25 protein-coding genes are annotated in these 22,408 nt (G+C 53.1%); 7 read left to right on the top strand and 18 right to left on the bottom strand.

The genetic code is table 11. The features are described 5' to 3' along the window. Positions 1 to 36: 36 nt before the first annotated feature. The 6 genes from AB5Y73_RS04215 to AB5Y73_RS04190 are packed head-to-tail and all read right to left on the bottom strand — an operon-like array spanning position 37 to position 5,191. Positions 37 to 1,242, bottom strand: a complete 1,206-nt coding sequence (locus AB5Y73_RS04215) for an acyl-CoA reductase (RefSeq protein ID WP_118853661.1) — start codon at positions 1,240 to 1,242, stop codon at positions 37 to 39. After that, positions 1,221 to 2,276, bottom strand: a complete 1,056-nt coding sequence (locus AB5Y73_RS04210) for an acyl-protein synthetase (RefSeq protein ID WP_040067207.1) — start codon at positions 2,274 to 2,276, stop codon at positions 1,221 to 1,223. The genes AB5Y73_RS04215 and AB5Y73_RS04210 overlap by 22 nt, the downstream gene beginning before the upstream one ends. After that, on the bottom strand, positions 2,273 to 3,631 hold the full coding sequence (locus AB5Y73_RS04205; protein WP_080764925.1) for an AMP-binding protein: 1,359 nt from the start codon (positions 3,629 to 3,631) through the stop codon (positions 2,273 to 2,275). The genes AB5Y73_RS04210 and AB5Y73_RS04205 overlap by 4 nt, the downstream gene beginning before the upstream one ends. Further along, positions 3,628 to 4,377 carry an SDR family NAD(P)-dependent oxidoreductase gene (locus AB5Y73_RS04200; protein ID WP_040067205.1) on the bottom strand — a complete coding sequence of 250 codons (750 nt, stop codon included), beginning with the start codon at positions 4,375 to 4,377 and terminating at the stop codon, positions 3,628 to 3,630. The genes AB5Y73_RS04205 and AB5Y73_RS04200 overlap by 4 nt, the downstream gene beginning before the upstream one ends. Next, the gene (locus AB5Y73_RS04195) at positions 4,377 to 4,610 is read right to left on the bottom strand and encodes an acyl carrier protein (protein ID WP_088869658.1); all 234 of its coding nucleotides are present in this window, start codon (positions 4,608 to 4,610) and stop codon (positions 4,377 to 4,379) included. The genes AB5Y73_RS04200 and AB5Y73_RS04195 overlap by 1 nt, the downstream gene beginning before the upstream one ends. After that, positions 4,607 to 5,191: a GNAT family N-acetyltransferase gene (locus AB5Y73_RS04190; protein ID WP_040067202.1), complete on the bottom strand. Its 585-nt coding sequence runs from the start codon at positions 5,189 to 5,191 to the stop codon at positions 4,607 to 4,609. Before AB5Y73_RS04190 ends, AB5Y73_RS04195 begins: the two co-directional genes overlap by 4 nt. Positions 5,192 to 5,297: 106 nt before the next feature. Here AB5Y73_RS04190 and pseF point away from each other — a divergent pair, with 106 nt between their 5' ends. From pseF to AB5Y73_RS04165, 5 genes are read left to right on the top strand one after another with little or no spacing between them, the layout of a single operon-like run. After that, positions 5,298 to 5,993, top strand: coding sequence for a pseudaminic acid cytidylyltransferase (gene pseF / locus AB5Y73_RS04185; protein WP_118853660.1), 696 nt, complete (start codon positions 5,298 to 5,300; stop codon positions 5,991 to 5,993). Further along, positions 5,983 to 7,239, top strand: a complete 1,257-nt coding sequence (pseG, locus tag AB5Y73_RS04180) for a UDP-2,4-diacetamido-2,4,6-trideoxy-beta-L-altropyranose hydrolase (RefSeq protein WP_118853659.1) — start codon at positions 5,983 to 5,985, stop codon at positions 7,237 to 7,239. Before pseF ends, pseG begins: the two co-directional genes overlap by 11 nt. Before the next feature lie 6 nt (positions 7,240 to 7,245). After that, positions 7,246 to 8,292 carry a pseudaminic acid synthase gene (pseI, locus tag AB5Y73_RS04175; protein WP_118853658.1) on the top strand — a complete coding sequence of 349 codons (1,047 nt, stop codon included), beginning with the start codon at positions 7,246 to 7,248 and terminating at the stop codon, positions 8,290 to 8,292. Continuing rightward, positions 8,285 to 9,577 carry a motility associated factor glycosyltransferase family protein gene (locus tag AB5Y73_RS04170; protein WP_236095715.1) on the top strand — a complete coding sequence of 431 codons (1,293 nt, stop codon included), beginning with the start codon at positions 8,285 to 8,287 and terminating at the stop codon, positions 9,575 to 9,577. Before pseI ends, AB5Y73_RS04170 begins: the two co-directional genes overlap by 8 nt. After that, positions 9,574 to 9,810: a hypothetical protein gene (locus tag AB5Y73_RS04165; protein WP_236095714.1), complete on the top strand. Its 237-nt coding sequence runs from the start codon at positions 9,574 to 9,576 to the stop codon at positions 9,808 to 9,810. Before AB5Y73_RS04170 ends, AB5Y73_RS04165 begins: the two co-directional genes overlap by 4 nt. Here AB5Y73_RS04165 and AB5Y73_RS04160 read toward each other — a convergent pair. The 11 genes from AB5Y73_RS04160 to flaB form a co-directional block, all read right to left on the bottom strand. Beyond that, the gene (locus AB5Y73_RS04160; RefSeq protein ID WP_337927040.1) at positions 9,807 to 11,135 is read right to left on the bottom strand and encodes a DUF4910 domain-containing protein; all 1,329 of its coding nucleotides are present in this window, start codon (positions 11,133 to 11,135) and stop codon (positions 9,807 to 9,809) included. The two genes, AB5Y73_RS04165 and AB5Y73_RS04160, sit on opposite strands and share 4 nt — an antisense overlap. Beyond that, positions 11,119 to 11,526, bottom strand: a complete 408-nt coding sequence (locus tag AB5Y73_RS04155) for a VOC family protein (RefSeq protein WP_236095712.1) — start codon at positions 11,524 to 11,526, stop codon at positions 11,119 to 11,121. The genes AB5Y73_RS04160 and AB5Y73_RS04155 overlap by 17 nt, the downstream gene beginning before the upstream one ends. Beyond that, a complete protein-coding gene (locus AB5Y73_RS04150; RefSeq protein WP_279499550.1) occupies positions 11,523 to 12,278 on the bottom strand; it encodes an AAC(3) family N-acetyltransferase in 756 nt (251 codons plus the stop codon). Before AB5Y73_RS04150 ends, AB5Y73_RS04155 begins: the two co-directional genes overlap by 4 nt. Further along, entirely contained in the window at positions 12,275 to 12,508 is a 234-nt protein-coding gene (locus AB5Y73_RS04145; protein WP_236095710.1) for an acyl carrier protein, read from the bottom strand. The genes AB5Y73_RS04150 and AB5Y73_RS04145 overlap by 4 nt, the downstream gene beginning before the upstream one ends. Continuing rightward, a complete protein-coding gene (locus tag AB5Y73_RS04140) occupies positions 12,501 to 14,126 on the bottom strand; it encodes an HAD family hydrolase (RefSeq protein ID WP_236095709.1) in 1,626 nt (541 codons plus the stop codon). The genes AB5Y73_RS04145 and AB5Y73_RS04140 overlap by 8 nt, the downstream gene beginning before the upstream one ends. A gap of 83 nt (positions 14,127 to 14,209) precedes the next feature. Then, positions 14,210 to 16,291 carry a 6-hydroxymethylpterin diphosphokinase MptE-like protein gene (locus AB5Y73_RS04135; protein ID WP_236095708.1) on the bottom strand — a complete coding sequence of 694 codons (2,082 nt, stop codon included), beginning with the start codon at positions 16,289 to 16,291 and terminating at the stop codon, positions 14,210 to 14,212. 6 nt (positions 16,292 to 16,297) lie between these two features. Next, the gene (locus tag AB5Y73_RS04130) at positions 16,298 to 16,597 is read right to left on the bottom strand and encodes a hypothetical protein (RefSeq protein WP_236095707.1); all 300 of its coding nucleotides are present in this window, start codon (positions 16,595 to 16,597) and stop codon (positions 16,298 to 16,300) included. Beyond that, positions 16,594 to 17,016: a flagellar export chaperone FliS gene (gene fliS / locus AB5Y73_RS04125; RefSeq protein WP_236095706.1), complete on the bottom strand. Its 423-nt coding sequence runs from the start codon at positions 17,014 to 17,016 to the stop codon at positions 16,594 to 16,596. The genes AB5Y73_RS04130 and fliS overlap by 4 nt, the downstream gene beginning before the upstream one ends. Before the next feature lie 25 nt (positions 17,017 to 17,041). Beyond that, entirely contained in the window at positions 17,042 to 18,451 is a 1,410-nt protein-coding gene (fliD, locus tag AB5Y73_RS04120) for a flagellar filament capping protein FliD (RefSeq protein ID WP_236095705.1), read from the bottom strand. A gap of 27 nt (positions 18,452 to 18,478) precedes the next feature. Beyond that, positions 18,479 to 18,919 carry a flagellar protein FlaG gene (locus AB5Y73_RS04115; protein ID WP_019446041.1) on the bottom strand — a complete coding sequence of 147 codons (441 nt, stop codon included), beginning with the start codon at positions 18,917 to 18,919 and terminating at the stop codon, positions 18,479 to 18,481. Positions 18,920 to 18,952: 33 nt separating this feature from the next. Beyond that, positions 18,953 to 19,864, bottom strand: a complete 912-nt coding sequence (gene flaB / locus AB5Y73_RS04110; protein WP_236095704.1) for a flagellin — start codon at positions 19,862 to 19,864, stop codon at positions 18,953 to 18,955. A gap of 146 nt (positions 19,865 to 20,010) precedes the next feature. Here flaB and AB5Y73_RS04105 point away from each other — a divergent pair, with 146 nt between their 5' ends. Next, the gene (locus AB5Y73_RS04105; protein WP_139400544.1) at positions 20,011 to 20,217 is read left to right on the top strand and encodes a hypothetical protein; all 207 of its coding nucleotides are present in this window, start codon (positions 20,011 to 20,013) and stop codon (positions 20,215 to 20,217) included. 230 nt (positions 20,218 to 20,447) lie between these two features. On the opposite strand, the gene flaA is transcribed toward AB5Y73_RS04105, so the two are convergent. Beyond that, the gene (gene flaA / locus AB5Y73_RS04100; RefSeq protein ID WP_201912628.1) at positions 20,448 to 21,362 is read right to left on the bottom strand and encodes a flagellin; all 915 of its coding nucleotides are present in this window, start codon (positions 21,360 to 21,362) and stop codon (positions 20,448 to 20,450) included. 372 nt (positions 21,363 to 21,734) lie between these two features. Here flaA and AB5Y73_RS04095 point away from each other — a divergent pair, with 372 nt between their 5' ends. After that, a complete protein-coding gene (locus AB5Y73_RS04095; RefSeq protein WP_005333975.1) occupies positions 21,735 to 22,367 on the top strand; it encodes a trimeric intracellular cation channel family protein in 633 nt (210 codons plus the stop codon). Positions 22,368 to 22,408 lie beyond the last annotated feature (41 nt).

Here is a 22,408-nt window from a genome sequence, read left to right as displayed (position 1 = left end):
CATTGATATGACTTGATTTATGTGACCTGGCATCCACTATTCAATGCGAGTAAGCTGACGGCTGCAGGCCACCAGCATGTCGATGCCGTCCCAGAGCCATTCGAATGCCAGCGCCTGTCCCGGACTTGCCACCCTATCGATACGGCAGCAAGGCGACAGCTGTAGCGCATACTCAAGCCGCATTTTATCTGGCCCAACCCAGACACAGGTCTGCATATCCCAAGGTTGTAACAGCAACTCATCAAGAGTATCGGCAACGAATTCTGCAACTGTACCTCCTCCGATGTGTTCAAGCCGCAAAGAGGCGGTGGGAGTCAATAAGGTGACGCCAGCAAAGGTCTCCTGCTGCATCTGACCATCGAGAGCGGCATTTTGTTGACAATTGATGAGGCGTTCCATCATCAGGGCAGGGCTGCCTGCAAAGGGGGCAAAGACGGCTTCGAGCAAACGACGTCGCAACACACTATCGGGAGTGCCCAACCAGCAAATCGTGGTGGGCGAGGCGCAGGCTTGCTGATTGAAGCGAGTAAAGTCTTGTTGCAAAGCCGCAACCAATTGCCGCCATGCGGCAGCATCCAGGTTGGCGAGCCATTGGCTATCCAACACCGCCATGGAGCGGCGATCCGGAAACACGATTTCCTGAGCGCGGGGTGAAAGCGGAATAGCCCGTACCCGACCGATGGTTTCATCACCGCCCCAAATGATGCGAAGGCGGCACCGGGCCGACAGCCAGGCGGTGACCCGTTCGTCATGGTCATACCGGATAAAACGGGTACGCGAGGCAATCTCTTGCCACTCGGGCAGAGAGAAAAGCTCGTTCAGGATGGTCAGCATGGCCTCTTGCACCGGGTCGATGCGCGATGAGAGGCGAACCACGGAACCATTGCCCATCAGTAGCGCCATGATCCAGGAGTAGAACGCGACGGTCGGCACGTTGGAGGGGACCAGATGAAAAACCATCCCCAGCGGAGCGCGTCCTGCCATGCGTTTGCGCTGTACCTCAATCTGGCGAGGCCGCAACCAAAAACCAAAGGCGGCCAGATCCGGGTTCTCTCGTCCCTCCTGCTGCAGACGTGCAGAGAGCGCAGCCACAAAGTCACCTATGACGGGCGCAAAGCTTGGCTGCGGGCGAGTAACAAAACCTTGCCAGCCAATGACGGGAGCCACGAAAGCGACCTCGGGCCCAGCTTGCCATATGGCATCTTCTGCATCTGACCGGATCACTGGAAAGTGTCGCTGCATCCCCTCACCTCGGCGCCTTGCTGACGCCCTGATACATGAAAATAACGGCCGAGACGTCCGCAGGGGCAATCATCCTCACCCAGCAGCACACCGAGATCCTCGCTGAGCAAACTGTGGCCTGGATAACTTTGGGGAATGGCAGAGATCACCTGCAACAAGCCTGGCTTGCCAATCCCGAGCGGTCGATGGGTCAGCGGATCCCGCACCAGCAGATCGGCAAAGAGGGGAGCATGAAGATGGCCCTGCTCGCACTCAACAAATACCGACCCCACCTGCTCCACCATGCCATAGAAGTTGTACACCCGACTCAGCCCCAGCTGTTCATGGCAGCGCTGCTTGAAGGCAGGATTATCCACCGCGAGGTGTTGCAGCTTCTTCCAGCCACCGCTGTGAAAAAGCGTGCCCTGCGTCAACGGCAGTTGCAGACCTCGCTCACGCAGCGGTTCCAGCAGACATTGCCAGACCATGAAGGTAAAGCCGAACAACAGGACCGGCTGGCCCGCATATTTGTCACAAAACGCCTCGATGACAGGCCAGTTGGGCCGCATCTGCTCGTCGAGGGCATAGGTATGGTCTCGGCCAAGGAAGGAGAGCCCCAGCGCACCGGCGCCGCGGGCGGAAAAACCGCTGCGGTTTTGAATCAGGGCGGGTTGCTCCACCAGCAGCATGGGCAGCCGCTGCTTGCCGACGAACTCTTGCAGGATCTTCACCAGCACCTTGCTCTGCAACGCGGCTGTATCCCGATCCAGCACGATCCGTGACGGCGTTCCGGTAGTGCCAGAGGAGGTGAGCACCTTGAATACCTCTTCTTGCGGCACGCTCTGCCATTGGGCCAATTTGAACAGGCGGGCGGCCAGATAAGGAAGCTCTTGATAGGTCGAGGCCTGACCCCAGCCAAACGCCGACAGAATATTGGCAAAAGCTGGACACCCCTGCGCATGGCGCTGCGTCAATTCATTCAGGCGAGCAAGGAGCAACCCACTTTTTTCATGTTGAGACAGCCCGAAAACCGGCGCATCAAACAGCCTGTTCATAGCTGCTCCAATTGTGTTAACAGGGCCGGATAATCGATCTTCATATTGCTGCGTCGTGGCAAATGATGCCGATAAATGCGAACGCTTGATGGCGGCACCATCAGCCAGCGGGCCAGCTCCAGCTGCAGTGCGTCACTGGGGCACGCGTCTGCCTCGATGGCCACCAGCAGGCAATCATCACGGCCGGTCGCAGCGCAGGAATAGCCCCTCCCCTGCAACCAGGTTTCCACTTCAGCCAAGCTCACCCGTTTGCCAAACAGCTTCAGGAAACGGTTGAGTCGTCCGGTCAGATAGAATCGGCCCGACTCATCACAACGAGCCAGATCGCCGGTAAAAAGCGCATCCATATCACGCCCCCGAGCCAGATCTTCAGGGCGCTCCGCATAGCCCAACATCACATTTGGCCCTTGGTAAACCAGCTCTCCCTCCCCGTCGGGAAAGCCGGACTCATGACGAAGAGAGAGGCACCCGCCCGGTACGGCACGGCCGATCGCATCCGGAGCAACAATCACTTCATCGTGAGCCAACCAGGCGATGCGCGGCGCCGCTTCGGTCTGACCATACATCACGAAAAAACGGCGTCCCAGCGCAGCTGCCTGTTCGGCAAATTGCTTTGCCAGTGCCGGCTCAAGCCGTCCTCCGGCCTGGGTCAGCGTCATCAGGCTGGGATAGCGGGTCCACTCAAAACGCAAGCGGTTAAGCATCTGAAAGGTAAACGGGACCCCCGCCACGCTAGTGACCTGATGACGATTTACCTCATCCCAGAATTGGCGCTCAAGGGGACTGGCAGTGCATGAAACCAGAGAGGCGCCAACCAAAAGATGGCTGTTAAGTACCGACATCCCGAAGGAGTAAAAAAGTGGCAACGAGGTGATGGCTCGCTCACCCCCGTTCAGCGCCAGATATTCGGCGATGGCCGCGGCATTGGCATCAAGATTGGTTCGCGACAATCGCACCCATTTGCAGGAGCCGGTACTGCCCGATGTCGGCAGCAGCAAGGCCAACTCAGGGTGAAACGAGGGCGCATCGCCAAGATGCGCAACTGCCCCATCCTCTAATACCCGCAGACTGACACCAAAGCGCTGGCACTGCTCATGGTGCAACTGGGCATCCTGTGCAGGATCGGCCAACATGATGGCGTGGCCATCACGCAGGGCCAGCAAGTAGTGAAGCAGATGCAGGGTGGACGTCACAAATGGCAGGTAGACCAAATGACGACCGACGGGATAGGTGGTAGCCAACTGCGCCACACGCCGAGCCAGCTCACCATAACTGAGCCACCCCTCTTGCGGGTCTCGCCAGGCGGGCTCGTCATTACTTTCAACCAGATGCGTCAACAAATCAGGCTGGCTCAAATCACCATCCCTCCATCGACCCCAATCACCTGCCCGGTCACATAACTCGACAAGTCGGATGCAAGAAACAGGGCCACCTTGGCCACTTCATCTGGCGTGCCAATCCGTCCCATGGCGATGCTTGCCACTCGCTCGGCAAACTTCTCTTCTGGGATGGAGTGCGCCATATCGGTATCAATAAAACCCGGGGCAATGGCATTGACCCGGATCTGGCTGGCAGCCAGCTCCTTGGCCAGTGACTGGGTAATACCGATCACTGCCGCCTTGCTGCCGGCATAGACAGCTTGGCCCGAATTCCCCACCCGACCAATAATCGATGTCATGTTGATGACACTGCCCCCCCCAGCGCGTTGCATCAGGCGAGCCGCATACTGGCTGCAATAAAGTGTGCTATAACTGTTGGTCGAAAAGGTGCGTTCAATCTGCTGTTGCTGGACCATGCCGATCAATGCGTCATCCAGAATCCCGGCGTTATTGACCAGCACATCCAGCTGACGAGTCTCGGTAAACAACCGCTGGAAAGCCTGTTTGACCGCCTTCGGCTCAGCCACATCAAAGCAAAGTGGCAAACAGGACACTCCAAAATCGGCATGCATAGCCTCTGCGACCCTAGCAATCTCGATATCATCACGGCCATTTAGCCATAGAGCCGCGCCTTGTGCGGCAAACTGTCGGGCTATAGCCAAACCAATACCGCGGCTGGCTCCGGTGATAAGTACCTTTTTGCCTTGCAGCAACCCGCTCATCAGAGCTCAACACCATTTTTTTTCAGGATCTCGCGAGCCTTGGCGACCGAACTCATGTCAATGATGTCATCGGTATCCAGCAAGATGCCGTAATGATCTTCCAGATGAGCAATCAGTCCCATATGGGCAACCGAATCCCACTGAGGGATCCCTTGATAACTCAGTACATCGGAAACCTGCTCAACAGGAATACCCAAGGCATCGGAAAATAACTGTTCAAGTTGCATTATCAGTACCTTATAAAACGAGCGATGTGAGCCCGAGCAGCCAGATAGGGTTCTGGTTCGAGCACATACAAACCGAGACCATCTTCTTGAGTCTCATAGTGACGGTAGCCACACGCCTCATGAAAACGGACGGATGGCTGATTGTTGGCAAAAATCTTGCCAAACAGCTGCGACACCCCCAGCTCTTCAAAAGCCAAGTCATTAAGCGCGAACGCAACACAGAAGGGCACTATGTTATTTCGATACTCATCGACATAGATATACATGCCAGGTTCGCAACATCCTGCGTCACGATTGACCTTGATAAGAGAGGCGACACCAATGGGTTGGTTTTTAAACCACACTAGGTAGTAAAATTGATCGGTGGCGTGCTGCAGTCGGTCAAACCAGCACTGCTGCATCTCGCTCGTGATATAGGTCTTGTCGAGCATCAGGTTGGCAATCTTGGGATCATTACGCCACTGGCGCACCATTTCAATATCATCTTGGGCCAGAGCCACCAACTTGACACCATAGCGAGCAAACTCTTTCAAATTCGTCATATTACCGTCTACCTCACTGAGGTTCTTGATTATCTCTTTTGCCATCAATGAGTTCAATCGAATATCAACCTCTAGGTGACTGTCAAAACGCGAGTTGAAAGGGCTACAATGCAGCCATTAATATCTTATCGGCTTTTGATGGAGAAACCGCATGGCCATCGCCATTATCCCGGCCCGGGGTGGCAGCAAACGCATTCCACGCAAGAATATTCGTCCCTTCTGCGGCCAGCCCATGCTCGCCTATGCCATCCTGGCGGCGCAAAAATCTGGCTGTTTCAGCAAGGTGGTGGTCTCCACCGATGATGAGGAGATTGCCAAGGTCGCCCGTCAACTGGGCGCGGATGTGCCATTTCTGCGGCCAGCCAACCTCGCCGATGATCACACAGGTACCACCCCTGTGGTGATCGACACCATCCAGCGGCTCGACCAGCTCGGCATCCAGGCAGAGCACTACAGCTGCATCTATGCCACCGTGCCGCTGATCCAGGCCGACGACCTGAAGGCCGCCTATCAGCAACTAATCGCAAGCAAGGCTCCATTTGTTTATACCGTGGCCGAGTTTGGCTTCCCTATCCAGCGCGCCGTGCGCATGGATAAGCAGGGCCGGGTCACCCCCTTCTGGCCGGAGCAGATGGCGAAACGCTCTCAGGATTTGGAGCCCGCCTATCAGGATGCCGGCCAGTTCTATTGGGGGACGCGGGACGCCTGGTTGGGTGGTATAAGCCCGGTGGGGGGAGAAGGGATTGGCCATATTCTGCCAAGACACAGGGTGGTCGACATCGACACGCCGGAAGATTGGCACCTGGCTGAACTGCTTTATCAGGTGCTGGGTCAAGATGGTGTTTAAGGTTGCCTTCCGGCTCGATGCCGGGGCCGAGATCGGGTTGGGCCATCTGATGCGCTGTCTGGCCCTTGCCGATCGGCTGAAAACGGCTGGCGCCGAGTGCCACTTTCTCTGCTATCAACTACCGACTCACCTGCTGCCACTGCTGCAATCCCACCAGCATTACCCTCTTTGCGCTCTGGACGACGCAGGCCCCTTGCCCACCTTGCGTCCGGAGTGGCTGGTGTGTGATCACTACCAGATTGATCGACAGATCGAGCAGACACTGGCGATGCACTGTGGTCAGTTGCTGGTGATCGACGATCTGGCCGATCGCCCTCATCATGGTCAGTTGCTGCTGGATCAGGGGCCACTGCGCAGCGCCGCCGATTACCAGTCACTCGCTCCTGCCGACTGTCGGCTGCTGCTGGGCACCGACTATGCCCTGCTGCGCCCCGCCTATCGCCAGCTTGCACGCCAAAAGGTCAGCCGGTGGCAACGTGGCCTCATCTGCTTTGGCGGCGCTGATCCGGCCGGAGCCTGCCTCATTACCCTCAACACGCTGGCTCGACTGCCATGGGCTAAAACCGTCAGCTGGACTCTGGTAGCCGGTGGGGCCAATCCTTTCTGGCCCGAGCTGGAGCAGAGAGTGGCCGAACTGAACGACCTCGATCTGGTGCTGCTACGCCAGAGCGACCAGATGGCGCAACTGATGCAACAACACGACTTCGCCATCGGCGCTGCGGGAGGCATGACCTGGGAGCGGGCCTGTCTCGGCCTGCCGACCCTGGCGGTGCCTATCGTCGACAATCAGCAGTTCAACGACCAGGTGATCGCCAGCTTCCAGTTGGCCGAGCGGCTGACCCTGAGCGAGCTGGCCGAGCCTGAGCGGCTGCTGCAAGCCCTGCAACGACTTGAACAACAGTCAGACGACTACCGCCGCCGTGGCCAGCAGCAGGTGGACGGGCTGGGGCTGGATCGCCTCACCGCTTGGCTACTACCACAACCCGATTATCAACTGATACCAGATGGCCAACAGTGGCAACTACACCATGATGACCAACTGCTGCTCACCCTGATTCTGGACGGTCAGCATCTGATATGGCAGGCCACCCGGTCACTTCAGCCCACGGAGTGGCAAGAGCTGGCACATCGCTTGCAGACAATATTTTCCCAATTTCCCCTCTATCTTGCCGAGCCACCGCAGATAGCGCCCCATGCCCCCTGGCAGCCGGCGCCGCAAGGCTGGCAACTTGGCACAGGAATCTGAACACAGATGCAGATCGATCATCGCCCCATCAACCAGGAACAGGCCCCCTATGTGATTGCCGAACTGTCGGCCAACCACAATGGCAATCTGGACCGAGCCCTGGCCATCATGACCGCCGCTAAGGCAGCGGGTGCCAGCGCCGTCAAGCTGCAAACCTACCGCCCGGATACCATCACTCTCAAAAGTGATCGACCGGAATTTCAGATCCACGGCGGTTTGTGGGATGGCCACAGTCTCTATGATCTTTATGAGTGGGCGCACACCCCCTGGGAGTGGCACCAGGCGCTGTTTGCCAAAGGGCGCGAGCTGGGGCTGACAGTCTTTAGCAGCCCGTTCGACTTCAGTGCGGTGGACTTGCTGGAATCACTTGATTGTCCTGCCTACAAGATCGCCTCCTTCGAGCTGGTGGACTTGCCCCTCATCCGCTACGCCGCCCAGACCGGCAAGCCGCTCATCATGTCCACCGGCATGGCCAACGAGGCCGAGATCACCGCGGCAGTCGAGATGGCACTCAAGCACGGCAACGGCCAGCTGGCACTGCTGCACTGTGTCAGCGGCTATCCGGCGCCGGCAGCCGAGTACAACCTACGTGCCATCCCCATGTTGCGCCAGCGCTTCGGGATCGAGGTGGGGCTCTCTGATCACACTCTGGGATCGGCCACGGCCATCGCAGCTACTGCGCTTGGAGCGACCCTCATCGAGAAACACTTCACCCTGGCCCGCGCCGACGGCGGGCCGGATTGCGCCTTCTCCATGGAACCGGCGGAACTTACCGAACTGGTAACCTCGGTCAATACCGCCCATGCCGCCCTCGGAGTGGCCGATTACCAGCTCACCGCCAGTGAACAGGGTAACCGCGCTTTTCGCCGCTCCCTCTATCTGGTCAAGGAGATGGCCGCTGGCGAGGTGCTCACCGCAGAGCATATCAAGTCGGTGCGCCCCGCCCTCGGCCTGCCCCCGGCCGATTACGATCGGCTCATCGGCAAGCGGGTCAGCCGCGACATGGCAGCCAATCAGCCTCTTAACTGGGAGTGGATTGCAGACGATGAATGAAGAGCTGCTGCGCCACCATCTGGCAATCATCGAACATCGTTGGCCATGGCTAGCAGCCCACCTCACTGTGGCCCAGCTGGGCGATCTGCAGGTGGAGTTGTGTGAAGGCCTCAGCAGCACACTGCTGGTCAATGGCATCCAGCTCACCAGCCGGCACGACCGGGTGAAGGAGGCCGAACTGCAAGCGGCAACTCTTCCCGATGTACCCGTGCTGCATCTTTATGGCACCGGACTCGGCGATCTGCAGAAGGTGCTGCTGGCACGCCCCCGGTTAGAAACCCTCCATGTCCATATCATGCACCACAATCTCTTCACTCTGGTGCTGGCCTTGCTCGAGCACGACGAGTGGCTGCAAGACCCCCGGGTAGAGCTAAGCCTCGCGGCCGATGAACAGGAAATTGTCCTCCCCTTCTTCGCCCTCCCCAGCGAACTGGAGGTGGCCGAAGATGCGGCCTGCCGCATTCGTGGGCGTTTGATGAGCGAGATACTGGCTGGGTACACTCGCCAACGCTTTGATCCTGCATCGCCACGGATCTTAAGCCGGCTGGCTGAGAATATGTCTCTGGTGGCAAAAGATGGTGACGTGAGCTCTCTATTTGGCTCTCGTCCTGATAGCAGTGCACTGGTCATCGCCAGTGGACCCACCCTAGCACAACATCTGCCAAAACTGACTGGCTGGCTGGCACATCATCCCGACTGGCTGGTGATTTGCGTCGATACAGCACTGGTTTCGTTACGCAGTTATGGCCTTGCGCCTCATTTAGTGGTCAGTATTGATGATGCTCTTACCCCAGACAGGTTGCCAGGGGCAGGGTTGGATACAGTCCCTCTTGTCTACGCGCCCATGGTACCATCCGACACTCTGAATGCTTGGCCAGGCCCACGGCTTACCACCTACTCAGCCAGTCCCATGTATGCAACGCTGGCTCGGAAACATCCCAAGGGAACCCTGCATCAGGGAGGAAGCGTCATTCATCCGACCGTCGATCTGGCAATACAAATCGGATGCACTGAGGTACTCCTGCTTGGTTGCGATTTTGCCTTCCCCGGTGGCCAGACCCATGCCGGCTGGCAAGACGGGGCTCTCGGCCCCAGCGCCAGTCAGGCACTGAGCTGGGTCGTGGATGGCCATGGGAAACGGGTCAGCACCAATCCCAACTTCACAACTTATCAGATTGAGCTGGAGCGCTATATGGCAGCCCATCCCGAAGTTCATTTCTGGAACAGCAGCCGAGATGGTGCTGCTCTGCTCGGCAGTGAATATCATCCGGACTTTGTATCATGACGCTCAAACACCATTGCATCACACTCGCCCACCGTTTTCGGCTCGGCCACTCTGTGGAGAGTGCCCTGACCCTTCCTGATTTACTCGAACAGGTATTGCTGGCACTCCCACAGGAACATCACAACGAGGCAGCCAGAATCATTGGCGCCTTGCTGGCATGTCAAGAGCGCCATGACTGGCTTGGGTTAGCCGATTGGCTGGAAGGTGAGCTGGCAGCTCTGTTAAGCACCTAGACCGGACTGAGCAAGTCCGCTTCAAGCAACATATCTGCCAGCTGGCGGGCTTGCCAGAATGAAATGTGGATCGTCTCGGCAATCTCGAACAGGGTCATATCTCCATCACTGTAAGCAAGCAGGTTCATCATGTCCCGCACAGCCCATCCTGACCAGCGGGTCGATAGATCCGGATAGAGACCGCGCTTGCCCATTTGCGGCTCGCAAAGCACCGTTACTCGATAACGTCCATCCAGCTCAATACATTCAATTGCCCTGCGCACTGCCATAAAGCCTCCTGCCAAGCCAGCAGGCGTTACGAGAGAGAGATCATCAAGCGAGGTGTGATACTCAGGGTAACAACCATATTTGGTGCGCATAATCGAGGCGATCGGCAGGTCAACCCCGGGAGCGCACAGCTGACGCTCATTGGAACCTCGATCCAGAAAGCTGAAACGATGAAATCCCGGGTCAATGTGGGCAAGAGCGTGCAATGCGGCTCTGTCAGCCAATGTGCCACCACGGCGTGAGGGCAAATAGGAGTAACCACGTTCATCCCCAAGACAAGAGAGGTTGAACCCCGCCAGCGTCTGTGCTTTCAGGTGTGCCAGATGGCGTGACAGGTACACAATGGCGCCCAACGTTTCAGGCACTAATATGAGGCGATAGCTATACCGGCGACGCGGCATACTGGCGAGCCAGGCCATCAAAAACACACCGACCAAGGGACCCGAAAGCTCGTTATTGGCCATGGATGGATGGCAAAGATAGCTTGACAGCAGGATCTCTTGCTTGCTCTCTCCTGCCAAACACATATCTGCATAAGTCAGTGACCCCGGAGCAAGCGTCGCATCGATCACTACCCGGTACTGCCCTGGCTGCAACTGTTCACGAACCCTGTGAGTCAGACAAAAGCCCCACCGACGCCGGTAGTAGGAAGTGACATAAGGAATGGCATCAGGCAACTCCGGTAACGAGTGCAGGTGCAGCTGCAGTTCTTCCAGGGACAGAATCGTATCAACAGGCTCTGAATACCCCACCAGATGCAGATTGTGATCGCGAAAATCGACGACCCGACGCCCATCCGGCCCCACTATGTAAGCCTCGCGTACGTTCCATTCTTCAGGCACTTGCCAGTCAAAACACTCAGTACCGGTCGGCACTTCGTGAACCTGCAACTCAGGCAGGCAATGGCACAACAATGCCAGGCTTTCTCGCACGCCATTACCGGTTAGGCTTCGATTGATAGGATAAAGGCGCGCCGCCAGATCATACATAGCCTGGCCAATCTGTGCCGGGTCTTGCCAGTCTGCAGGTAAAAAATCCGTGTCAGGAGTCATGGGTATGCTGAACCAATTCGATAATGTGCCCAAGTGGGCTTAGGAAAAATTGAACGTGGGCGCCGCCAAACGCGATAGCGGGCTGGCTGGGCCCGAGGGGAAGATGACGCTGAACCCGAAGTCGTTCGGCTGCCATCGCTATATCTGCCACTTCATAGGCCAGATGATTGAGCAGGTTATGGCGCGTACGTAACGCCTGGCTGACCGGGCTATCTTCACCGGCCGGGGCAATCAATTCGTAGCAAATCCCGGCATCATCGTATGCAAAACAGATATGTACCCGCTGCAAGGGATCGAGCACCAGCTCGCTAAATCGGGAAATCCCGAGGGTCTCGCGGCAATAGCAAACCCCGAGCTCAAGTTCGGATACCACCAACCCGATATGATGCAGTTTCATGCCCCCTCCCGGATGAGAGCATGAGGATGCTCTGCTATCAGTTGTTTGGCCACCGCGGCAAAGTCGGCGCAACGAACCGCCCAGACCGGTAACCGGCCAAATAACCCCTGATGCCACTTGTTTTGACTTTTAAGAGCTTCAACCAGACGGGAAAGATCTATCTCGCTGGCCAGATCGAGTTTTCGCACAAAGTAGTCACAATACCAGGGGCGCACAGCACCGCCATCGCAGACTTCACCCTCAAATCGCTTCATAAAGCGATAATCGACACCAAGTTGCTGCTCCACATAGTGGGTGAAGGTAATGCGATCGGGATGGCAGGCAAAACCGGCAATCCAGCCATCATGGGCAGCCAACCAGGCAAAGGGGCTATCTTGACCAAAACAGTCATGACCGCCAGCGGTAATAATCTCGTCCCCCCCCGCACCCCATACGGCCATGCTGAAGATAGGGTCGCGGGTACGCCCCACATCAGGCAGAGTGCGAAACAGTTCCGTCATCAGGCCCACTTCACTGGGAGACGTCGCCCAGTCGAAACATACCTTGCGTGTCAGGCTATAAGTGAATGTCGGCACCAGCAGAGTGCCCTTGTCTCCAAGCCACTCCTGTATGCCGCGCCAAAAAGTGTGCATTCCAGCGTTATTACTCTGACCAGGAAACTGGGCTACAGCCATAGCGTCAGAGTGAACCATCAAGGCACTTCCGCGCGCGATCCCTAGCGTGCTCAGAGTATGAGATAGAGCCTTAATCACAGGGCAAGACCACGACGCAACAGCGCATCACGAATATCCTGAAGTTGCTTCATCGCCGCCAGCTCTTCAGGCTCGAAGCGTACCGATAAAGTCTGTTCAACCAGTAACAGAAAATTGAAATGACCGAGCGAATCCCATTCCGGAAATGCCCCAAGTCCCAACTGATAGTCGCCTCGCGTGACGGTTGCAGAAGGAAACTGCTGTTCTAACAGAGTGAAGAGATCAGTCATGGTGATAAAACTCCAAAAAAGGCAAATTCAGCTGTGCAAGCGCCAGACTATGGAAATGCTCATGAGAGAAACGGGTGGGATCCGGATTATCACAGGGGGATAACGACAGGGATGCCAACCATGTCAGCGCAGGTTCATTACGTTCACAACGGTTCGAGCCAATAACCAGATGCTCGATCCCCACCTCACGCAGTTCAGCCGAGACACGATCCAACAGCCAGTATTCCAGACCTCTCGACAGAACTCTGCAACTCAATGCCAGCGTATCGAGAAAAGCTGTCGTTGAATTGACAGGCTGGATCAGCACAATCCCCACCAAGCCATGATCTGCAAAACAATCCCGCAAAGACACCAACCCACAGAACCCATTTTTAGCCAACAACTCGAGTGTGCGAGCATCATGGCGCAAACAGGAGAGATTAAACTGATTAGTTTTTTTAACAAGCTGTTCTGCCCGGGAAAGATTATCCGGCGCCAGAGGATGAAAATTCGCACATAAGGACAAATGGCGCAGATAGTCGCTTTCACTTCTGGCTTGCTCACGCAGTCGCTCACCTTCGGCCAGTGCGCGGTAGGAAGCCTGGCGCAAGCTGTCATCCTTTGTCAGCCCTTGGGCAAAACCACAGTACGAGAGCAGACTATTGGGCCAATCCCAGATCTCTTGCGGCGGTTCAATCACGTCCACCTGCGATAAAGCCGCACGAACTTCGGCTCGTTCCAGAGGGGAATCATCCCAAAACACCAGTGTATCAAGACCAAGGTTAAGAGTGCGTGCGATATGGCGCAAGCCATCTGATTTTCGTCCCCAACAGATTGCCGAAGCTGCGATTTGTGCTCGCGACAATTTCATCGCACCATGCTGTTCAAACACAAGCCAGACATCGTCAGGGCTATTCTTGGAACAAAGAGCCAGCAAAACCCCGCGGTTGTACCAGTAACGCACAGCCTCCTGGAAAGATTGATATAACTTGCCAGCCCCGTCTTGTCCCAACTGCAACCCACTTACGCCATCTTCACCGACCACGCCCCCCCAAAGGGTATTGTCGCAGTCAAGTACCAAGACTTTGCGTCGAGGTTCTTGATCGCGTTTCCAACGCTCGGCAATCCATGTTGCGAGAGAGCTAATCCCTGGAGCAGAGAGAGGACAGGAGAGCAGGAATTGGTTACGCGGGTCAAAACAGTGTTGTGCACCTTCTTTCATCAACCAGCGAGGTAGATCAAGATTAATGAGGTGAAGCTCGGCAAGCCGTTGGGAAAAGCGAGCATCAAGGTTTTTCACCCAAGGATATAGGTCGGCACAAGCGCTAGGGGCAGTAAAAAAACAGGCTCCGAGGTAAACCGGTGTGCCACCATCCTCATGAAACGGAAGAAGCAACTCATCCAACCAGATATCAATCTGTTGCTCGAGAGATACAGATTCGAGGCTCGACCAATGCTGACAACGCGTCTCCGTAAGTAACTGCTCCCAAAACCAGATTACGACCCGAACATCACCAGAATTGCAGCTATACCATTGTCCTTGTTGCTGGAAGTGGAGTGCAGCCAATTTGGCCAGCGGAGCCCAAGCAACATTGCCAGGCATCAGAAAGGCGGTTGACGCTAGAGAAAGCGAAGCCATTAGCATTCCCTATGATATGAAAAACTTTTTATATCATACAGTTACAAAGTGGGCGTGAACAGTGTCACACCCCTGAGAAGATTTTACTTAAACACATCGAGACCAACGAAGTAGGTCGTATCGTGCCGTTCAAAAACATCGGCGTAGATTTTCTCGGCATCAGAAAAAAACTTGTCCAGCAGCACGATAGCTGAATCGAGTTGCTGAATAAAATAGTCATCATCTTTCTGAAGTAATGCCATCATCAAAGTAATGATATTGGCATAAAAGTAATTAATTGAACCAATCAACATTCGATACAAATGCGCTTCAGTGCTTGTCAAAAGGTAGAGCAAATAATCATGATGACGCTGCATCATAAGCTGGACCGCATTATAGTCACGATTAACATCACGCCAATCTGAGCGAAACTTTTCGATCACCTGATTAAACAGAGGGACATTGAGGCCAGACTTGAAATCAACCAAAGTGAGGTCGAGTGGCTTAAAGCATGTATCCATTAGCCCATCAACTATATGACGCTTATCAATATCCCCCCAGACAGGGCTAATCGCTTGAACACGCTGTGCCACAGCACCTTCAATATAAGCACCATCACTAGCGTTGACACAATTAACATCATTATGATCTTTCAAAACACGAGCCATATTGTGGATTGAAAGCCCAAAGAGATGATTGATTAGAACCTCTCCACCAAAATTACCTGGAGCAGGAAATGTATCGTTAAGGTCTTGATGATATTTTGCCTCCTGCTTTTCATTGTAATACAGGCTCAATTTTGAGTGGTGTTTATCTGCACTTTTATAACCATTATCAATACCAAAAAGGTATATTTTTTTGAAACCCAAAAGTGCCGCATAATTTAAACCCGTATTTCCAACAAAGGGATTTGAATACTCTATGGTATCGAAATCGAATTTATCCCCCAAGCGAGAACTCAATAATTTATACATTGGTTCATTTGGTTTAAATGCTAAACCGGTTCTACGGAAAAAGCTCTTACAGTCGGGGTGTATAACATCTACACTCAGGAACGCACACCCCTTGAGAAAATCTCCCGCATTCAAAATGTGCAGGAAATCCGCTGAACTTTTAGTTCGTTCAACAGCGACATAAATATCTGGCTTGATCCCAGCCTTATAAAGAGCACTTACTGCTGTGCCACAGGCAATAATTACTGCTTTATTTTGATGTTCTGCAATAAAATCTATCGTTTGATCAAGTGATGGCCCGTTACCCACAACAAATACCGGGATATCAGCAGACAGAGTCATATCTCGAGACTGCTTCAGAAATGGAGTTCCCTCTTGAAGATGAGAATGGCTATGTGCCAAGGCATAAACGTTATCATCAAAGAATCCCCAGCCAGTTCTCAACAAGTAGAACTCGGTCTCTACCTTATGAACCAATTTGTCAATCTGGGGGGAACGATAGTGGCAAAATGAAAAGTAGGATGCAGACCAGAAAGCACCTTTACGATGGAGAGCCTCCATCATATCAGCCGCAAGCAATTGCTCATCGACACCAATAAAAAGATGAATACTGAGCGACTCACTATCCATATATTCAAACAATGAATGCCAATCAAAGCAGAATAGTGATGCATAAAAAACATCCAAATCTGGTTCGAATGCAAATAAATTTCTAACCTTACAACGCTCGTACAGATAACCCAGTTGATAACCAAGACCAACACCATACATAAGCGATAGCGGAATATCCATAGTCAAAGCATCTTTCAGTTGCAGGCCCTCAAGATCAGTATATTGCTTCAACTGTGATATTTCATTATTGTATTTTATGTGAATTTGGCCATCAATATACCATTGAGGCGCAAAGTCAACACTTTGTAAAACACTATTCTCGATTATTTCGTCTATCTGTTCTTGAGCTTCTATAAAAGGATCTTTCCCGTATATCGAAACTTTATCATCAAGCCACAATATATTAGGGATGCCATTCTCATTGCAAAAAAAACGGAATGGCCGTACTGGTTGATATGATTCAAAAAAGTTATATATACTTGGCATGAATTTTTTAAAGGCATCCATGTTCATTGCAAAACGAACAGGCAATACCTCCAACATAGCAATTTCCTGTTGCTTTTGCCTATCAAGGCGAACAAGTTCACTCTCGATATTTGTAATTTCTTTTTTAATATCCATGTATGCCTAACCTGCGTTCAGCTTGTACATATCAGATGCTCGACCTGCTTTTGAAAATTTCCACAAAGCTGCTTCTGTCTGATTCTTTGCATGTTCTATCAGCTCATGTAGGGTTTGAAACTGCACCAATGCTTGTTGGTGCTCCATGTCAAGAGCCACATGTGGCGGGATATTCTGGAAAACAGCATCAAGGAGAATGAGATAATGGTCGATCAACTGTTCAGCCGTTTGCACATCCTCCTGTTCGAACAAGGTCAGTAACTCCTGACCTGCTGCAATTAATTCTGGCAAACGGTTATTGCTCATTCGGTTCCGCCCACTTTTTGTTGAGTCAAGGCCTTATCTCGCTCCTCGACAGGAATAGCATCCCAACCGCTTTTAACTGTCAGCATCAGATTCATAACCTCATCGACAGCGGTGATATCCATATCACGGCTGGCATCCATCATCCTAGCTTTCATGTAGTCATAAAGCGCAGAAAGGTCTTCGGGAACCTTACCATAAGAGAGATCAAGTGAATCTTGCAGCCCGTTGATAATGGCCATTGATTTAGAGATAGACTGGGATTTTTGCTCAAAATCTCGACGTTCGATAGCACCACGAGCCTGAGCCAAGCGCTCCAGGCAACCTTGCATCAAAAGTTGAATCACGCGGTAAGGATCGGCTACTGCCAATTCGGATTGCAGATTCTGGGTGGTATAGGCCTTTATATTTTTATGATACATATGAAACACCACTCATGACTTCACATTAACTGTTGTTTGTATTTAGCATACTTAAATATGAGGCAGACTTATTCATCTTGGCCAACATAGCATCCAGACTTCCGTAACGGGCCCGCAAGGTCTCTTCATACTTAGTCAGCTGAGTGGCAACATCGGACTCCTTACGACCCACTTCGCGCAGATCGGAATTCAAAGAGTCTTCCCGTTTCGCCAACAAACCACCGGTCTTGGAGTAGGTTTCCAGCTGGCTGGCCAGCTGACCGGCGATCCCATCCTTACCGCCAAAAACTGCTACTACCTGATCGAAATTCTTGTCGATGGCCTCGTTGAACTTGGTATCGTCGATAGACAATACCCCCTTGTTATCCATCTTTATGCCCATCTGAAAAATCGTTTTATAAGTAGAGGAATTTTTCGAGGGTTCGGTGATGATGCCATTCATCATATTGACTACGGCACGCGTCGTTGCATCGCCCGCCAGAGCCCCACCATCATTCTTGCTCTTCCCTTCGACGATCGTATTACGCTTGCCGAGGTCATTGCTCTTCTTCACCAGCGCGTTGTAACCGTCGACAAAGCTTTTGACCATGTCCTTGATGCCAGCCTTGTCGGTGGTCACGTCAACCTTGTTAGAGCTGTAGGTCTTGACCGGATTACCGCTGGCATCGGTAGAGGTTGTGCTATCCGACTCCCGCAACACGGTCAGTTTAAGTCCGACAATGGTGCCATCGAAGGTATTGGATGAACTGGTCAGAGTATTTCCATCAACGGTGATCTTGGCATCTTGAGCATCTTGGCGCTTGGTCAGTTTGGATACGAGATTATCGGTCAGGTCGGTAGTACTGCCAGTGATCTGCAGGTCCTTGCCGCTGCCGCTTACCCCGGAATCGATCATCAGCTTGGATTTACCATCGGAGGTATTGACTATGTTGACGCTCAGACCGAAATTGTCGGCGTCATTGTTGATGCGTTTACGGATGGACTGTAGTGAATCCCCTGCTTTCACATCGACATCGAAGGTCTTGTCACCAGCCTTGAAGGTCAGCTTCCCATCCTCAGTGATAAGGGGAGTCGTCGATGAGTCGAAAGTACCGTCAAATTTACTGGTCTTCGCCAATTGTTCGACGCTGATATCATATTGCCCGTTGGAAGCCCCCGCCTTGCTCTCCACCTTGAGAACGGGTTTGTCCTTGTCCTGGGTAATATTAATCGAGCGTTTGTTGAACGCATCATCTTTGGACATGGCCTGAAGTGTCGTCACAAAAGAGGCGATGGCCGACTTCAACTGTCCAACCCCGGAGAGAGTGATCTGGGCATTGGTCTTTTTGGTGGTGATGGGCTGCATCAGTTGCGCCTTCTTGGCATTGACGCTCGCGGCAATGACAGACTCCAAGTCCAGCTGTGAACCCGCACCAGCAGACGTAATAGTGGCCATTCTCACTCTCCTCGTAAAACTTGCGTATTAAATCTCTTTATCAAGCAATAATCCGACTCTTGAGCCGCCACCTATAACATCAACTTCACGCAGATCCTTGAGCCGCTTGCTGATAGCCAGCAACTCTTCACTTGGGATCTGACGGATCATTGACTTGGTATTGGCGTCCATCACCTTGATAACAACTTGCTCGAGATCCTTTTCGACGCTGAAGTTGACGGTCCATCCCTGCAACTTGCTGAACTCTTGCAAGTTTTGTACCTCTTTTTCAATATCCTTATCTGAGACATCGGATTTGCGAACCTTCTCTTTGGCTCGCTCCTCTTGTTGTTTTTCCACATCCTGTGTCATCACCCGCTGCTCTTCCGCCATGCCAGATAGCACTTGAGCGGCCGATTGGCCGCTCTTGCTACTTGACTGAAGAGAAGAAGGAGTGACCGATGAGGGAATTCCAATGTCATTGGCCATATCGTCGCTCCTTTTCTATCTCATCACTACCCGTTAACCCAACAGGGACAGCGCAGATTGCGGTCTTTGGTTGGCTTGCGCCAGGATACTTGAAGCTGCCTGCTGCAGGATGTTCTGCTTGGTCAGGTTAGCGGTTTCTGTCGCAAAGTCCGCATCACGGATACGCGAACGTGCTGCACTCAAGTTCTCGGACACGTTGGACTGGTTGCGGATAGTCGAGTCGAAACGGTTTTGGACCGCACCAAGCTCTGCACGTTTGCTATCAACCGCCTTGATCATGAAGTCAAGGTTGGCCATCGCAGACTGTGCAGCACTGGCTGTTTTGATACTGTTCATGTTGGCAACAGTTACAGCAGTTGTCGCAGCGGTTATCTTGTACGGCTCTTTACTACCAGTAGTACTGGTGGCAATGGTGGCACTACCTTTTGATGCGCCAGCAATACCGCTAATGGTAAAGGCACTAGTCATCTTGAAGGTAATGGTCTGGGTGGCATCCGCACCGACCTGGAATGAGCCCTTATATTTACCGTCCAGCAACTTCTGACCACCGAACGTGGTATCACTGGAGATGCGATCGATCTCGGTTGTCAGTTGATCGTACTCTTGCTGCAATGCAACGCGATCATCCGTATTGTTGGAACCGTTAGCTGATTGCTGCGCCAGAGTACGCATCCGCTGCAACATGGAGGTTATTTCATCCATGGCCCCTTCTGCAGTCTGGGCTACCGAAATACCATCGTTTGCGTTGCGGTTACCCTGGTTCAAGCCGTTAACCTGTGAAGTCAAACGGTTGGAGATCTGCAAGCCAGCAGCATCGTCTTTGGCGGTGTTGATGCGAAGACCGGATGCCAATCTGGTATAGGAGGTATCCAGAGACTTGTTGGTATTCATCAAGTTACGCTGGGCGTTCAATGATGAAATGTTGGTGTTGATATACATGGCCATAAAAAATTCTCCCGAAGAACATGCGACTGCAGGTTGCGTCGTCTAAACAAAACGACGTCCCACCGTTTGAAGAGCTGGTTGAACATGCCTGTCTCTTCTGGCGGGTGTCTGTTTGAACGAACAGGTCACCCGCAGTAGTGCAAACGTTGGATTCCGAACACCCCTCGATTGCTTCACTTTATTTAACGGCAGCGCAGATACAAGCTTTAGGAAAATTGTTGCCTAAAGCGGCAAGTTTTATCCGGCAGGCGGCAACAGAACATGAATTGAGCAGCATCACCATGCAAATCACCGCTGTTGATAACCCAGTTTACGGGATAAGATGCGTTGGCACGGTTCATGCTTTGAACTGACAGAGTGACGTCAATTTGGCGACACAATAAAAAGAGGCCGGTAAACCGGCCTAAAGATGAGCATATGCTCAGGAGAATATGACCAAGCGTGACAGAACTGAACAGCTGGACAACACTTGGCATGACTAGTAGAGATTATATCTCTCCCGATAGAACAGAGTGCGACCCGAACACCCCTTTGTTCCATCTCTTGACCAGGGCGGCCTGAACAACCGCCCTGTTTTCTTTTGTTAGCCTTGCAACAGTGACAGTGCAGACTGCGGGCGCTGGTTTGCTTGAGAAAGAATTGTCGATGCGGCTTGCTGCAGAATGTTCTGCTTTGTCAGGTTGGCGGTCTCGGTCGCGAAATCTGCATCGCGGATCCGTGAACGCGCGGCACTGACGTTTTCTGAGACGTTCGCCTGGTTGCGAATGGTTGAATCAAACCGGTTCTGCACTGCACCCAGTTCAGCTCGCTTACTGTCTACAACTTTAATCATGTAGTCAAGGTTGGCCATAGCAGACTGGGCCGAACTCGCCAACTTGATACTATTCATGTTTGCCACAGTCACTGCGCTAGTTGAGGCCGTTACTTTGAAAGGCTCTTTGCTACCAGTTGTACTGGTAGAGATTGTTGCATTGCCCTTGGCAGCAGAAGCCATACCTGCGATGGTAAACGCAGTGGTCATTCTGAAAGTAATGGTTTGAGCAGCATCAGCACCAACCTGGAAAGAGCCGACATAACCACCGTTAAGCAATTGCTTACCACCGAATGTGGTATCTTTTGCCACACGATCAATTTCGGTCATCAGCTGGTCATACTCTTGCTGCAACGCGGTACGGTCATCAGTGTTGTTGGAGCCGTTGGCTGATTGCTGAGCCAGGGTACGCATACGCTGCAGCATGGAGGTCACCTCATCCATTGCACCTTCCGCAGTTTGCGCTACCGAAATACCATCGTTGGCGTTGCGGTTACCCTGATTCAAACCGTTCACCTGAGACGTCAAACGGTTGGCGATTTGCAGACCCGCAGCATCATCTTTAGCGCTGTTGATACGCAAGCCAGATGCCAGTCGAGTGTAGGAAGTATCCAGTGATTTGGTCGTATTCATCAGGTTACGCTGCGCGTTGAGTGATGAAACGTTAGTGTTGATATAAAGGCCCATGACTATTCTCCTAAGCTATTAAATTTACTCTTCTATTTGCTCAGGCTTTATTATTTTCCGTGCCCGATGCGTCTTATTTAACGGCCCGTTTTTGGATGTCTTTAGCATTTTTTCAACGCTTCATCGCATTAACGCCGCTTACCTTATATATCGGCGGGTCGGGGGGATACTTAAGGAAAAAATCGGGCCAAAACCAGTGACAAACTCAACCTTCTGAAGCTCGCCAACGGCAGGGGGCAAACGAGACACTACCGTTCATGCTGCGAGAAAAAATCCGTCCCGACTCTCAATTTTGTCGAGCACTGTTGGCGATTGGGCTCACCAGCCCCTAAAATCGCGGCCCCATCAACAATTTGACGTGAGTTGTTCTCCATGCAGACACTGGTTGAGCAGATTGTTTACATCAGCGACATGTTTGGTACTGCGGTATTCGCGTTTTCAGGGGTATTGGTGGCTGGCCGACTCAGAATGGACGGGTTTGGCGTCATGGTTTTGGCGGCGGTCACTGCCATCGGCGGCGGCACCATCCGTGACATGATCCTGGGAGCCACCCCCGTGTTCTGGGTGCGCGATCCCCTCTATATCTGGGTCGTCATTGCGACGGCGTTGATCGGTATGTGGATGGTCAAACTGCCCCGCAGAATGCCTTGGTATGTGCTGCCGGTGGCGGATGCCTTCGGACTGGCCCTCTTTACCGTGATCGGTGCCCAGAAGGCCCTCAACTTCGGCACCCCGGGGCTGATTGCCGTGATCATGGGCACCATGACCGGGGTAGCCGGTGGCATGATCCGCGATGTACTGGCGCGGGAGGTGCCCATGGTGCTGCAAAAAGAGATCTATGCCACCGCCTGTATCCTCGGCGGCATTCTCTATACCCTGGCGCTGGAGGCGAACATGGACAGGGTAACGGCCATGCTCATCTGCATGACGGCCGTGTTTGGCCTGCGAGTAGCTGCTATCTACTGGCATCTGTCGCTTCCCACCTTCTCGCTGCAACGCAATTGAGAGCAGGCCCACAGCGTCATCATGTCGCTGTGGGCCGCGCG

Source organism: Aeromonas sp. s7(2024) (assembly GCF_040907825.1).
Lineage (GTDB): Bacteria > Pseudomonadota > Gammaproteobacteria > Enterobacterales > Aeromonadaceae > Aeromonas > Aeromonas veronii.
This window is presented reverse-complemented; position numbering and strand designations above follow the sequence as displayed.

What these genes read in the sequence shown, in the direction of transcription:
- AB5Y73_RS04170 (WP_236095715.1), top strand. Translation starts at nt 8,285, where the DNA reads ATGAATGAAGAGCTGCTGCGCCACCATCTGGCAATCATCGAACATCGT.
- AB5Y73_RS04135 (WP_236095708.1), bottom strand. Translation starts at nt 16,291, where the DNA reads ATGGATATTAAAAAAGAAATTACAAATATCGAGAGTGAACTTGTTCGC.
- AB5Y73_RS04140 (WP_236095709.1), bottom strand. Translation starts at nt 14,126, where the DNA reads ATGGCTTCGCTTTCTCTAGCGTCAACCGCCTTTCTGATGCCTGGCAAT.
- fliD (WP_236095705.1), bottom strand. Translation starts at nt 18,451, where the DNA reads ATGGCCACTATTACGTCTGCTGGTGCGGGTTCACAGCTGGACTTGGAG.
- flaA (WP_201912628.1), bottom strand. Translation starts at nt 21,362, where the DNA reads ATGGGCCTTTATATCAACACTAACGTTTCATCACTCAACGCGCAGCGT.
- AB5Y73_RS04155 (WP_236095712.1), bottom strand. Translation starts at nt 11,526, where the DNA reads ATGAAACTGCATCATATCGGGTTGGTGGTATCCGAACTTGAGCTCGGG.
- pseF (WP_118853660.1), top strand. Translation starts at nt 5,298, where the DNA reads ATGGCCATCGCCATTATCCCGGCCCGGGGTGGCAGCAAACGCATTCCA.
- AB5Y73_RS04215 (WP_118853661.1), bottom strand. Translation starts at nt 1,242, where the DNA reads ATGCAGCGACACTTTCCAGTGATCCGGTCAGATGCAGAAGATGCCATA.
- flaB (WP_236095704.1), bottom strand. Translation starts at nt 19,864, where the DNA reads ATGGCCATGTATATCAACACCAACATTTCATCATTGAACGCCCAGCGT.
- AB5Y73_RS04145 (WP_236095710.1), bottom strand. Translation starts at nt 12,508, where the DNA reads ATGACTGATCTCTTCACTCTGTTAGAACAGCAGTTTCCTTCTGCAACC.
- AB5Y73_RS04190 (WP_040067202.1), bottom strand. Translation starts at nt 5,191, where the DNA reads ATGGCAAAAGAGATAATCAAGAACCTCAGTGAGGTAGACGGTAATATG.
- AB5Y73_RS04165 (WP_236095714.1), top strand. Translation starts at nt 9,574, where the DNA reads ATGACGCTCAAACACCATTGCATCACACTCGCCCACCGTTTTCGGCTC.
- pseI (WP_118853658.1), top strand. Translation starts at nt 7,246, where the DNA reads ATGCAGATCGATCATCGCCCCATCAACCAGGAACAGGCCCCCTATGTG.
- fliS (WP_236095706.1), bottom strand. Translation starts at nt 17,016, where the DNA reads ATGTATCATAAAAATATAAAGGCCTATACCACCCAGAATCTGCAATCC.
- AB5Y73_RS04095 (WP_005333975.1), top strand. Translation starts at nt 21,735, where the DNA reads ATGCAGACACTGGTTGAGCAGATTGTTTACATCAGCGACATGTTTGGT.
- AB5Y73_RS04130 (WP_236095707.1), bottom strand. Translation starts at nt 16,597, where the DNA reads ATGAGCAATAACCGTTTGCCAGAATTAATTGCAGCAGGTCAGGAGTTA.
- pseG (WP_118853659.1), top strand. Translation starts at nt 5,983, where the DNA reads ATGGTGTTTAAGGTTGCCTTCCGGCTCGATGCCGGGGCCGAGATCGGG.
- AB5Y73_RS04210 (WP_040067207.1), bottom strand. Translation starts at nt 2,276, where the DNA reads ATGAACAGGCTGTTTGATGCGCCGGTTTTCGGGCTGTCTCAACATGAA.
- AB5Y73_RS04200 (WP_040067205.1), bottom strand. Translation starts at nt 4,377, where the DNA reads ATGAGCGGGTTGCTGCAAGGCAAAAAGGTACTTATCACCGGAGCCAGC.
- AB5Y73_RS04115 (WP_019446041.1), bottom strand. Translation starts at nt 18,919, where the DNA reads ATGGCCAATGACATTGGAATTCCCTCATCGGTCACTCCTTCTTCTCTT.